The sequence below is a fragment of the Novosphingobium sp. 17-62-19 genome (assembly GCF_002256775.1).
GTDB lineage: Bacteria > Pseudomonadota > Alphaproteobacteria > Sphingomonadales > Sphingomonadaceae > Novosphingobium.
Window position 1 is genome coordinate 22,454 of the sequence record NZ_NCII01000090.1, and the last position, 12,437, is coordinate 34,890.

The 12,437-nt window shown below is 60.3% G+C and carries 8 protein-coding genes and 1 pseudogene; 6 read left to right on the forward strand and 3 right to left on the reverse strand.

The window, feature by feature from the left end:
• Nucleotides 1-61 precede the first annotated feature (61 nt).
• From B7X90_RS14970 to B7X90_RS14990, 5 genes and pseudogenes are all read left to right on the forward strand, one after another.
• Nucleotides 62-883, forward strand: a complete 822-nt coding sequence (locus tag B7X90_RS14970) for an LD-carboxypeptidase (protein WP_292625729.1) — start codon at nucleotides 62-64, stop codon at nucleotides 881-883.
• Nucleotides 884-943: 60 nt separating this feature from the next.
• On the forward strand, nucleotides 944-1,879 hold the full coding sequence (gene fabD, locus B7X90_RS14975) for an ACP S-malonyltransferase (protein WP_292625730.1): 936 nt from the start codon (nucleotides 944-946) through the stop codon (nucleotides 1,877-1,879).
• 4 nt (nucleotides 1,880-1,883) lie between these two features.
• Entirely contained in the window at nucleotides 1,884-2,648 is a 765-nt protein-coding gene (gene fabG / locus B7X90_RS14980; RefSeq protein WP_292625731.1) for a 3-oxoacyl-[acyl-carrier-protein] reductase, read from the forward strand.
• A 197-nt stretch (nucleotides 2,649-2,845) separates the two neighbouring features.
• A pseudogene (gene dnaN, locus B7X90_RS14985) lies at nucleotides 2,846-3,829 on the forward strand (DNA polymerase III subunit beta); the annotation flags it as partial.
• 129 nt (nucleotides 3,830-3,958) lie between these two features.
• Complete coding sequence (locus B7X90_RS14990; protein ID WP_292625733.1) at nucleotides 3,959-5,401, forward strand: globin-coupled sensor protein; 1,443 nt, start codon at nucleotides 3,959-3,961, stop codon at nucleotides 5,399-5,401.
• Between the two features lie 26 nt (nucleotides 5,402-5,427).
• Here the strand turns inward: B7X90_RS14990 and B7X90_RS14995 are convergent, their stop codons facing one another.
• The 3 genes from B7X90_RS14995 to B7X90_RS15005 all read right to left on the reverse strand — a co-directional run bounded on the left by B7X90_RS14995 (nucleotide 5,428) and on the right by B7X90_RS15005 (nucleotide 9,519).
• Entirely contained in the window at nucleotides 5,428-7,176 is a 1,749-nt protein-coding gene (locus tag B7X90_RS14995; protein ID WP_292625734.1) for a D-aminoacylase, read from the reverse strand.
• Nucleotides 7,177-7,264: 88 nt separating this feature from the next.
• The gene (locus B7X90_RS15000; protein ID WP_292625735.1) at nucleotides 7,265-8,578 is read right to left on the reverse strand and encodes an FAD-dependent oxidoreductase; all 1,314 of its coding nucleotides are present in this window, start codon (nucleotides 8,576-8,578) and stop codon (nucleotides 7,265-7,267) included.
• 131 nt (nucleotides 8,579-8,709) lie between these two features.
• Nucleotides 8,710-9,519 carry an alpha/beta hydrolase gene (locus B7X90_RS15005; RefSeq protein ID WP_292625737.1) on the reverse strand — a complete coding sequence of 270 codons (810 nt, stop codon included), beginning with the start codon at nucleotides 9,517-9,519 and terminating at the stop codon, nucleotides 8,710-8,712.
• Between the two features lie 112 nt (nucleotides 9,520-9,631).
• Here B7X90_RS15005 and B7X90_RS15010 point away from each other — a divergent pair, with 112 nt between their 5' ends.
• Entirely contained in the window at nucleotides 9,632-12,319 is a 2,688-nt protein-coding gene (locus B7X90_RS15010) for an EAL domain-containing protein (RefSeq protein WP_292625739.1), read from the forward strand.
• The last annotated feature ends 118 nt before the right edge of the window (nucleotides 12,320-12,437 follow it).

A 12,437-nucleotide genomic window follows, 5' to 3' on the forward strand; every position in this document is an offset into this window, starting at 1 on the left:
CTGGTGACAACCTTCCGATTGGCGCTTTCACCCGATGCGCGAAACGGGCTAGGGAAGGGGCGTGACCAGACGCATCGCCATCTGCGCGCCTTCCACGCCGTTCACGCGCGAAGATGCAGCGCGCGTAACCGCGTTGGCAGCGGCGGAGTTTCCCCAGCTCGAACTTGATTTTCACGACCAGTGCTTTGCCAGTGAGGGCCATTTCGCCGGGTCAGACAAGTTGCGTCTGTCCGCTTTTGTTGAGTGTGCCAATGATCCGGCGTTCGATGCAGTTTGGTTCGTGCGCGGTGGCTATGGCGCGAACCGCATCGCGATGGACGCCATTCCTTTGCTGGCACCGGTTGCCTACGACAAACAGTATCTCGGCTATTCCGACGGTGGCACACTGCTTGGCGCGCTGTATCGGGCACGCATCGGGCGGCAGACCCACGCGCCAATGCCGACCGATATCCGCCGGGCAGATGGTGAAGCTGCCGTTCGGCGCACGCTTGGTTGGCTGGCCGGTTCGCGGGCGGGGTTGGAGCCTTCACTGGACGGTACTACACCGGCGGTCGCGTTCAACCTGATGACGCTGGCCATGCTGTGCGGCACCCCGTTGATGCCGGACCTTGCTGGCCACGTGGTCATGGTCGAGGAAGTGGCCGAATATCATTATGCGGTAGATCGGCTGTTGTTCCATGTGGCCAACAGCTTGGCTTCGGTTGGCATCGCAGGTCTGATGTTGGGTCGTGTTAGTGATATCCCCGAAAATGACCGCCCGTTCGGATGTGAGCCCGAGGATATGGCGCGCCACTGGTGCGCCCGCAGCGGCATCCCCTATCTGGGCGCGGCTGAAATTGGCCATGACATTGACAACAGGATCGTGCCGTTCGGTCTTGCTTGATCGCCAAGGCCGGAATAGGGCGCGCCACCATTTATGACGCCCGCACAGCAGGAGAGTGAGATGCGAGCTTTCGTTTTTCCGGGGCAGGGCAGCCAGAAGGTTGGCATGGGCCTCGAACTTGCCGAAGCCAGCGCAGCCGCGCGTGAAGTGTTCGAGGAAGTGGACGAGGCGCTGGGCCAGAAGCTCTTCCAGATCATGAAGGAAGGCCCGGAAGACGCGCTGACGCTTACCGAAAACGCCCAGCCGGCGATTATGGCCAACGCCATCGCCGTGCTGCGCGTGCTGGAGCGAGAAGGCGGCTTTACGCTGGCGCAGAAGGCCGATTTCGTCGCCGGACACAGCCTTGGCGAATATACCGCGCTCTGCGCAGCAGGCGCGTTCAGCCTTGCTGACACGGCGCGCCTACTGAAACTGCGCGGGCAATCAATGCAGGCGGCGGTGCCGGTGGGCATCGGTGCAATGTGTGCGCTGCTCGGTGCCGACATTGAAAAGGCGACTGCGCTGGCCGAAGCCGCAGCAGAGGATGAAGTTTGCACCGTCGCCAACGATAACGATCCCACGCAAGTCGTGCTCTCGGGCCATAAGGCTGCAATCGAGCGCGCTGTGGCGATGGTAAAGGATCACGGCATCAAGCGCGGGGTGATCTTGCCCGTATCGGCCCCGTTCCACTGCCCGCTGATGCAGCCTGCTGCCGATGCGATGGCCGGAGCCTTTGAAAAGACCCCACCCGGCCCCTTGCGCGTGGCGCTCTTTGCCAATGTCACGGCCTCAGTCGTTACCGACCCTGCTGACGTAAAGCGCCTGCTTATCGAACAGGTCACTGGCCGCGTCCGCTGGCGCGAAAGCGCTGCGGCGATGAAGGACGCAGGCGTCGAACGCTTCGTCGAACTGGGCGGCAAAGTCCTTGGCCCGATGATTACCCGCTCGGCCACCGACGTGTCCGTCACCAGCGTTGTCGGCATGGCCGATATCGAAGCCATTCTGAAGGAGCTTTGAGCCCATGGAAAACCGCCTTTTCGACCTCACCGGCATGACTGCCCTCGTCACCGGCGCCGCTGGTGGCATCGGTTCTGCCATCTGCCATGCGCTGGCACAGCAGGGCGCGCGGCTAGCGCTTTCGGGCACCAATCCGGGCAAGCTGCGCAGCTTTCGCGAGGAACTGAACGACACTTACGGTCACGACCATGTCGAGATCACCTGCGATCTGTCGAACACCGAGCAAGTCGAGCACCTTGTGCCCGCCGCTATGGATACGCTGGGCAAGCTCGACATTCTCGTCAACAACGCCGGGATCACGCGCGATAACCTCGCCATGCGGATGAAGGACGATGAATGGGACGCGGTGATCCGCGTGAACCTTGAAGCTGCATTTCGCCTGATGCGCGCAGCGACCAAGCCGATGATGAAGGCGCGGTTCGGACGCATTGTGACGATCACCAGCGTCGTCGGCGCCACCGGCAATCCGGGGCAGGTCAATTATGCTGCGGCCAAGGCGGGACTTGTTGGCATGTCCAAGTCGTTGGGGCAGGAACTGGCCACGCGCGGCGTCACCGTAAACTGCGTGGCCCCCGGTTTCATCCGCACCGCGATGACCGACGTTCTGCCCGATGGCCAGAAGGACGCGCTCAATGCACGTATTCCGATGGGCCGCATGGGTGAGGGATCGGACATCGGCGCAGCCGTCGCTTATCTCGCCTCCAAGGAGGCAGGTTACGTCACCGGACAGACGCTGCACGTCAACGGCGGCATGGCCATGATGTCCTGACGGGCGCTGCAGGCTGATTCTCGGGGTTTTATCCCCAACTTAGGCCGCAACGGTGGGACCGGCGCTTGCCGAGTCCCGCCTCTGCGTTAAGACAGGTAGTCCGAACGAAGTGCCGGGGATGCGATTCCCCGGTTCAGCCAAATTCACGGGGGCTGGGCAATCGCCCGCTGTCCCGGGGGGATCGAGACGAGAATGAAGATCTTGATCTGCAAGTCATCGAATCGATGGCTGCGGTTTCGGTCGAAGGCGCGGGTGCGATTACAGTCTCGGCCCACCTCTTGTTCGACATCGCGCGCAAACTGCCTGATGGCTCGCAAGTCAGCCTTGAAACGACTGACAACCGCATGGTCGTGAAGGCCGGGCGCAGCCGTTTCCAGCTTCCTACGCTCCCGCGTGACGATTTCCCGGTGATCGTCGAAGGCGATCTGCCCACGAGCTTCGAAGTGCCCGCGCGCACTTTGGCCGAATTGATCGACCGCACGCGTTTTGCGATCTCAACCGAGGAAACGCGCTACTACCTCAACGGCATTTTCCTGCACGTGTCGGACGAAGCGACCCCGGTGCTGAAGGCTGCCGCCACTGACGGTCACCGCCTTGCCCGCTTCACCATTGCCCGCCCCGAAGGGGCTGAGGGTATGCCCGATGTGATCGTGCCCCGCAAATGCGTGGGCGAACTGCGCAAGCTGCTTGAAGAAGTGCTCGATACTGCCGTGTTGGTCGATCTTTCAGCCAGCAAGGTGCGCTTCACGCTGGGCGGCGAAAACGGCGTTGTTCTCACCAGCAAGCTGATCGATGGCACGTTCCCCGATTACAGCCGCGTTATTCCTACCGGGAACGACAAGTTGCTGAAGCTCGACCCGCGTTCCTTCTTCGAAGGCGTGGACCGCGTGGCCACGATTGCCACCGAAAAGACCCGCGCGGTCAAGATGGCGCTCGACAATGATCGCGTGACGCTTTCGGTGACCAGCCCGGACAACGGTACGGCGGCTGAAGAAATTGCGGCAAGTTACAGTGCTGCCGGGTTCGAGATCGGCTTCAACGCCAACTACCTGAAGGACATCCTCAGCCAGATTGATGGCGATACGGTTGAATTGCACCTCGCCGATGCCGGAGCGCCTACGCTGATCCGCAAGGATGATAAGAGTCCCGCGCTTTACGTGCTCATGCCGATGCGGGTCTGAACGACTGACATCTTCGACCTGTCATAGTTAACAGTATTTGATGGATGGGCTCAGTAGGCCCACTCTGGACATAAATACCGTATTTGAACCTCGAAATGCGAATTCTGGCTCTAGACAGGAGTCGGAATTATGCAAAGTGGTTATGATCAGCAAGCCGTTGGAAAGAAGCTGGCATTCTTCAATATCAGCCCGGACGATGTCGGTCGTTTCCCCGAAGTTGCGTCCGCGCTGCGCAAGCACGCACCGCCCGCGCTTGACGCGCTATATGACAAGATTGCCGCAACACCTGACACGGCTAAGTTTTTCACCTCGCGCGATTCCATGCGCCACGCTCGCGAAAAGCAAGTTGAGCATTGGGCCGGCATGTTCAGCGGCAACGTGGACAAAACCTATTTCGACAGCGCCGAAAAAATTGGCAATGTCCACGCCCGCATCGGATTGGAGCCGGGTTGGTACATTGGCGCATATGCTGCTGTCCTTGAAAGCATCGTCAACGGCATGTTTTCCAGCTTCGGCGCCTTTTTCCGCCGTCGCAAGGTTGCCCGCTCCGTTGGTTCGATGATCAAAATGGCGCTGCTCGATATGGAAGTGGCGCTTTCAACGTATTTCAAAGCTGAGGAGTCCGCCCGAATTGCGGTGATTGACGAGGTCAGCGCCGCTTTGCGCGCCATGGCCGAGGGTGATTTCGCCACGAAGGCACCTGAACTGCCTGCGGCATTTGCTGAACTTCAAAAGCACCTGGATGGGATGCGCGTGCAGGTTTCAGGTGCTCTTACCAACGTTGCCGAAACATCTGGGTCGGTCGATGTCGGAGCCAAGCAGATCCGTCAGGCGTCCGATGATCTTGCAAGACGCACAGAACAGCAGGCGGCGAGCCTTGAAGAAGCTTCTGCGGCCATGACGACGCTTGCTTCGAACGTGCGAACCGCTGCCGACGATGCTGCGCATATGCACGATTCTGTGCAGCAGGCGCACGGTGAGGCCATGAAGGGTGGTGAAGTCGTGGGCGAAGCGGTTTCGGCGATGAACGACATTCATCATTCCGCACAGGAAATTGGCAAGATCATCTCGGTGATCGACGGCATTGCCTTCCAGACCAATTTGCTCGCTCTGAACGCCGGGGTCGAGGCGGCACGCGCCGGCGATGCTGGGCGTGGCTTCGCCGTTGTGGCCACCGAAGTGCGTGCGCTGGCGCAGCGCACGGCTGATGCGGCGCGCGACATCAAGACCTTGATCAGCGACAGTTCGACTCAAGTGGAACGTGGCGTCAATCTTGTTGGCCAAACGGGCGATACCTTTGCGGTGATCGTCGAACAGGTTGGCCATGTTGCCGAACTTGCCAGCAGCATCGCGCGGATGGCAAACGAGCAGGCAGGCAGCATTGGACAGGTGCGCGAAACGGTGCGCGAGATGGACACGATGACCCAGCAGAACGCAGCCATGGTCGAAGAGGCAACCGCCGCGGCGCGAAGTCTTGCAGGCGAGGCCGACCGCCTTGCTGCACTCGTTTCACGCTTCCGGCTGGAAGGTGCTGGAGGCTACGAGCGCGATCACATGCGCCACGCGGCTTGATGATTGCACGGGCGGCGTTGTGATCTTTATTCTGCTGCTTCGAGCAACTCTGCACGTTGCGGCCCACGGATCAGGCCGCCAGGCGTTTCACCGGTCCATTCGCCCTTGCGGAACGTCACTTTGCCGCCCTTGATCGTGTAGTCATAGCCTTCTGCCTTTTGCAGCAATCGCTTGCCGCCCGCTGGCAGATCGAATGCCAGCCACGGCTTGAGCAGGCGCAAGTTCTCGAAATCGATTACGTTGATGTCGGCAATATAGCCGGGTGCAAGAATGCCCCGGTCATCCAGGCCATAGAGCCGCGCAGTGTCACGGCATTGGCGCTTGATGGCCTGTTCCAGGCTGATCCGGCCACCTCGCTTCCGGTCACGAACCCAGTGTTCGAGCATGAATGTGGGACTGGCCGCATCGCAGATCGTCCCGCAATGCGCGCCGCCATCGGATAGTGAGTTGACCGTGTCGTCAGCCGCTTGCAGGCTTTCAAGAAAGTCCAGATTGCCATCGGCATAGTTGAGGATCGGCAAGTAGATGAACCCGGTGCCGTCATTCTCCATCAGCTTGTCATAGGCATAGGCATCGGGTGATGCGTCTGCCGCCTTGGCGCGAGACAGGATGCTGGCCTCGGCCTGCGGCTCATAGTCAAAGCCATCGTCCATCACGAACTGGTTGTGCCAGCCTTGGGAAATCATCATCAGCAATCCGATGATGTCGCTTTCAGGATAGACGTTTTCCTCAGACAGCACCTGCGCGCGGAACGCCGGGTCTTTCAGCTTTGCCAATTGCGCGGACCACGGAAGGTCCGCAATCGCAACATAGCTGGGGCGGAAGCGGAAGGGGTGGATGGTGCCTTGCCACGCCATCACCACGCCGTTTCCGCGCAATGCAATCTGGGCAACAATGTTGGCGCCTTGGGCATTCTGCTTGCGCATTTCAGCGATCTGTTCGTCCAGCGGCATTTCCTTGGCGATGGATTGCAGCGCGGCATAGGTGACGGGAAGGCCCGTCTCGCGGCTTAGCGCGCCCATCCAGCCGAACTCGTCCCATTCGCGCTTCATGTCAGAAGCCATCTCGAACACACCATAGCCGACGCGGCCCATAGCTCGACCGATCTCGATGAGTTCCTCTGCCGTGGCGGAGGTTCCCGGCACCACTTCACCATCGACGGACTTGTGGATCACCGTGCGGCTGGTGGAAAAACCCAGCGCACCTGCGCGCACGCCTTCTTCCACGATGTCCGCCATCTTGCGGATGTCGTCCGTGGTCGGAATGGCACCCGGCTTCTCACGTTCACCCAGCACATAAGCCCGGACTGCGCCATGTGGAACGTGGGTGCCCACATCCACCGTGCGCGGCATCTGCTCCAAGGCATCAAGGTATTGGGGGAACGTCTCCCAATTCCACTTCATCCCCTCGGCCAGCGCGGTGCCGGGGATGTCTTCAACGCCTTCCATCAGGCCGATCAACCATTCATGCCGATTGGGCGCAGCGGGCGCAAAACCGACGCCGCAATTGCCCATGATTACGGTGGTTACGCCATGCCACGAACTAGGAGCCATCTCGGCGTCCCACGTCGCCTGTCCGTCATAGTGCGTGTGAATATCGACCCAGCCCGGCGCGATGATCCGCCCCGTCGCATCAATTTCGTCCGCAGCATCGCCACGGACCGTACCGACAGCGGCTACCAGTCCGTCTTTCACGGCGACGTCTCCGGCAAAGCGCGGCGCGCCGGTGCCATCAACAATGGTTCCGTTCCTGATGATGAGATCATAGGCAGGCATCGGGCAACTCCTTCTCCCCGCGCAGACCGACTCGCAGCGGCAGCCTATCGCGTTAATCGTTCGATTAAGTCAGAGCTTGATCGTCAGGTCAATCGGCAAGGCTGGTGGCGCGAATCATGTCATCGACATCGACGAACTTCTCACGTGGGGCATCGTCGCGTGCGCGCGCTTGCTCGGCTTCCTCGATCTTCTTCCAGTCGTCGAAGCTCACAACGTCCAGCCCACGCCGTTCCGCCAGTTCATCGAACCCCGCGCGCCCTGCTTTGCGCGCACTGGCTGGGAAATCCTGCGCAATCAGTTCCACCACGCCGAATCCGTCTGGCCGGTTTGTGCCAATGGTGCCCGACGGTCCACGCCGCGCCCAGCCTACGCAATAGAGACCCGGCAAAATCCGTCCCTCGTCGTTGGCAAAGCGACCGGCGCGCTCGTCAAACGGCACGCCAGCGATTGGTGAGGTTTGGTAGCCGATGCACGAAACCACGAGGTCAGCCGGAATCTCGTAGAACTCGCCTGTGCCCACCGCTCGACCAGCGTCGATCCGGGTGCGTTCAACCGAAATTGCGCTCACCTTGCCATCGCCGATCAACCCGCGCGGTGCGGCGAAGAAATCGAACTCCACCTCCAGTGGCAGATCGGCGCGGTGGCTTTCCGGGATCGCCGCGAACGAGCGCAAGTGCCCAACGGCTTTGCGGATGCCCGGCTCCAGCATCGCATCATCACCCACATCGGGCAGGTCGCGTGGATTAACCCATGGCGCCGTGCGTGAAAGATGGCCCAGTTCGCCCAGTTCCTTTGGCGTCATCATGATCTGATGCGGCCCACGCCGACCGAGCACGACGATACGCCTGATCTTCGAACCCATGAGCGAATCCAGCGCATGGCCGACGATGTCGCTCCCGGCGAATTCGTCGCGCGTCTTGGCGAGAATGCGCGTCACGTCCAGCGCGACATTGCCCATGCCGATGACCACAGCGGTGTGACCGGAAAGGTCTGGATCAAGCGCTGCGAATTCAGGATGGCCATTGTACCAACCGACGAAGCCTGCGCTGCCGAAGACATTCTTGAGGTGATCGCCGGGCACACCGATTTCGCGGTCCCGCGGCGCGCCTGTGGCCAGCACTACCGCGTCGTAAAGCCCCTGCAATTCGGGAACCGAAACGTCCTGCCCCACCTTCACATTGCCGACGAAACGCACGTTCTCAGCCAGCGCAGTCTGTTCGTAGCGCCGGGTGACGCCCTTTATCGATTGGTGATCAGGCGCGACGCCAAAGCGGATAAGTCCATAAGGCACTGGCAGCATGTCGAAAATATCGATGGAGACGTCGTCTCCCCACTGCTTTTGCGCTGCCTCGGCCGTGTAGTATCCGGCCGGTCCTGAACCGACGATTGCGATATGCCGCATGGCCTCTCCTCAGCCGACAGACCCCGCCGTGATGGCAGCCTGTGTTGGCTACCGGCGAGTCTCGCCTTGGATGCTACTGCATGATTGGCAAAAGGAAAGCGGAAGAACGCTCTGCCCTAGCGCCATAGGTATCAGGCGGTGACGGTCTCGCTATCGAGGAACGCACGTATGTTGGTCACGAACTTTTCTCGCTGCGACAACATGAAAAGGTGCCCGCCACCATTGAACATTTCGATGCGGCTGTGCGGGATGGCATTGTGCAGGAAATGTGCGTTTGACGGAGGGACCAGTTGGTCATCCTCATCCGCCATGACCATCACGGGCACGCGCAGAAGGGGCAGGAAAGGAACGCTGGTCCAGGTCGCAAAGGCCGCCATCTGATAGGAAAAGCCGAGCGGCGAAGGGGCCTTGGCGGCATTGAGCGAGACCCGCGCACTGCCTCCACCGTTATAGATCGAAGCCAGATTGCGCTTGAGCGTCCGCTCGACTGTGTATTCGAGTGGGTCGGCCATGTGTGCCAGCATCGATGGGTTGCCCGGTACCATGGTTGCCCCTGCCGCAGTTGCTGCAAGCACCACGCTGCCTGTGCGGGCGCGGTGTTGAAAGGCAAATTGTTGGGCCACCGCACCGCCCCAACTGATGCCCAGAATGTCAACCTCGGCAATGTCCAGTCGATCAAGCAGGGCTGCCATGGTCAGGGCCATATTGGGAATTGTGTAGGGCATGATCGGATCTGGCGAACTGCCAATTCCCGGCATGTCAAAGCAGATCACCTCGCGCTCTGGCAGCGCCCGCGCCAACGGAGCGAGCATTTCGAGATTCATGCCGAGACCGTTAAGCATTACCAGGGGCCGGTGCCGCGCCTCGCCCACATGCCAGCGGGCAAGATGCAACCTGCGTCCAGCAACGCCGATCAGCGATTTTTCTGCCGTATCTGCCATTTATACCCCACGCTCTGGGCGTGGTGCCTAGCAGCTTCGCATTCGCAGCAAAAGCACCTCATTGGAGGCAACTTTAACGCTTTCTAAAATGGAGATGAGGCATTTGCGATCTATGTCCGCAGATACCTCCGTTGAAGCAGCCGCTCCTCTTCGCAAAACGCGTGATTTTGCGCGCACGCGGCGCCGTGAGCGTGTTCAGCCTGCATCTTCGCGAGAGGCGGGGGCAAGTTTCCTGTTCGGCAACGACCCCAACAACCGGCTGATTGCAGACGAGTGGCCTCGGTTGGCACTGCCGATTGTCCTTCTGCCTGCTGGCATCGCGGCATTCAATCTGACGTTTCCCGACCTGCTTACGGGCCTGCTGTTGGTGCTGGCGGCTGCGTTTACCTGGTTATCCCACAACATCGTCCGGTTCGAAAGCGAGCGCGCCCTTGAGACGGGTCAACGCATGGCGATGGTTGGCGCTGCCATCGCGCTGCCGATGTTCCTGTTCGGCTCTGCGATGGGTGTTTGGGGGGCTTCTGGACAGATCGACTGGTTCTATTGCCTGGTGGCTGTGGCCACGCTCTCGCTTCTGGCCACGGTTGTTCAGTCTGGCCGCCTTGTTGGCGTGCTCGCCGCGCAAGTCTCGGTATGGTCAGGCATTACTTGCGTTGCTTCGACCATCGCTGGCTATTTCTCGCTTATCGTGGGCGTGGGCATTGCCATGATTGCCTACATGCGCCAGCGCAAGATTGATCTCGTGCTGCGGGAGAAGGCCGAGAATGATGCACGCGTGCAAACTCGCGCGCAGGAAATTCTCGCCGACTATGAGGAGACTGGCCAAGGTTGGTTCTGGGAAACTGACCGACGCGGCCACTTGACCTATCTTTCTGCGCCCGTTGCCGAAAACATTGGCCGTAAGGTTTCCGATATGATCGGCCGTCCCTTTGCCGAACTGTTCAACCTTGCCGAACAGTCAGGCGAGGGTGAGCGGACGCTGGCGTTCCATCTTTCGGCTCGCTCCAGCTTCAGCGAACTGGCGGTGCGGGCCGCCACGCATGAGGAAGAGCGGTGGTGGTCGATCACTGGTCGGCCGACCTACGACACGTTCAACAATTTCACTGGCTTTCGCGGTTCCGGCACGGATCTTACCGAAAAGCGCCGTTCGCAAGAACACGCATCGCGGCTGGCGCACTTCGATTCGCTCACAGGCCTGTCGAACCGATTCCGCATGTCGCAAACGCTGGAAAAGATCCTGCTTGCTCCACAGGCCCACAACCGCGCTTGTTCAGTGTTCCTGCTCGATCTCGACCGGTTCAAGCAAGTCAACGACACGCTGGGCCATCCGGCGGGCGATGCCTTGCTCAAGCAGGTAGCACAGCGGCTTGAACGTGTGGTCGGCAAGATGGGCCGCGTTGGCCGCCTTGGAGGCGATGAATTCCAAGTTATTTTGCCCGGCAAGATTGAACGCGAGCAACTGGGCCATCTCGCCTCGCGCATTATCGAAAGCCTGTCGCAGCCTTACTCAATCGAAGGCAGCAGGGTAATGATTGGCGCATCGGTAGGCGTTGCCCTCGCACCCGATGATGGTGTGACCAGCGAAGCGTTGATCCGCAATGCCGACCTTGCGCTTTATGCTGCCAAGGATGGAGGGCGCGGACGCCACCACTTCTATGCGCCAGACCTCCACAGCGATGCCGAAGAGCGCCGCCAGATGGAGGAAGACCTGCGCGATGCGGTTTCTAACGGCGGCCTCGAACTCTACTACCAACCCGTGGTGCAGACGGCGACTGAGAAAATCACCGGGTTCGAGGCGTTGCTGCGTTGGAACCACCCGCAACAAGGATGGATCAGTCCGTCGCGCTTTATTCCCGTGGCTGAGGACACCGGCCTGATTGCGCCGATTGGCGAATGGGCGTTGCGCACCGCCTGCCAGGACCTTTCGCGCTGGCCTGAAAACGTGCGCGTGGCGGTGAACGTTTCGCCTTTGCAGTTCGCCAATCCGTCACTTCCCGCCATCGTCACTAGTGCCCTTGCCAGCGCACAGGTCGCGGCTGAACGGCTTGAACTGGAAATCACTGAAAGCGTGTTCCTCAATGATGATGAGGGCACCGACCAGATGTTCAAGTCATTGAAAGCCATCGGCGTCCGGTTGGCGCTGGATGACTTTGGCACAGGCTACTCCTCGCTCGGCTATTTGAAGACCGCGCCGTTCGACAAGATCAAGATCGACCAGTCCTTTGTGCGCGGCGCGACCCAACCCGGCAGCCGGAATGGCGCGATTATCGCGTCGATCGTCAGCCTTGCAGAAGCGCTCGGCATGGAAACCACCGCAGAAGGCGTTGAGACGCTCGACGAACTTGATCTCGTCCGTATGCTCGGTTGCAGTCATGTGCAGGGCTATATCTACGAACGCCCGCTAAGCTCAATGAACGCGGCAGCACGTCTTTCAACCGGACTCATGGCCATTGCGCAAGGCCCCCGTTCGGCCCGCGCCGCGCGCCAATCAATGTTGCGCAAGGTCGTACTTGATCACGGCGGCCATCGTTACAACGCGATGATCCGCAACATCAGCCAGACCGGCGCTTTGATCGAAGCTTTGTGGAACGTCCCCCCCGGCACGATCTTTCGTGTGGTGCTTGCCGACAACCACGTGGTTACGGCAACTTGCCGCTGGTCAAGCGAAGACCGCCTCGGCGTCGAATTTTCCCTGCCGCTGCGGCTCGACGATGCCGGGCGCATTGCCGCCGTTGCGAGCAGACCGCCCGCAAGCGTCGAAATGCCTGAAGCGACAGTCGCCCAGCGGAAAGTCGGCTAAACGGTTCTGGAGCGGCGCTTCTAAGGCCTGTGGACATTTACCGCAGAGCAATTCTGAGCGCGGCAAGATTGATCATTGCTCGGTAGCTTTGATCGGTCTTTTCATAGCGGGTAGCGAT

Bases quoted from the DNA above. Each gene is read 5' to 3' on its own strand.
- B7X90_RS15000 (WP_292625735.1), bottom strand. From the start codon at position 8,578: ATGCGGCATATCGCAATCGTCGGTTCAGGACCGGCCGGATACTACACG.
- B7X90_RS14990 (WP_292625733.1), top strand. From the start codon at position 3,959: ATGCAAAGTGGTTATGATCAGCAAGCCGTTGGAAAGAAGCTGGCATTC.
- fabD (WP_292625730.1), top strand. From the start codon at position 944: ATGCGAGCTTTCGTTTTTCCGGGGCAGGGCAGCCAGAAGGTTGGCATG.
- fabG (WP_292625731.1), top strand. From the start codon at position 1,884: ATGGAAAACCGCCTTTTCGACCTCACCGGCATGACTGCCCTCGTCACC.
- B7X90_RS15010 (WP_292625739.1), top strand. From the start codon at position 9,632: ATGTCCGCAGATACCTCCGTTGAAGCAGCCGCTCCTCTTCGCAAAACG.
- B7X90_RS14995 (WP_292625734.1), bottom strand. From the start codon at position 7,176: ATGCCTGCCTATGATCTCATCATCAGGAACGGAACCATTGTTGATGGC.
- B7X90_RS15005 (WP_292625737.1), bottom strand. From the start codon at position 9,519: ATGGCAGATACGGCAGAAAAATCGCTGATCGGCGTTGCTGGACGCAGG.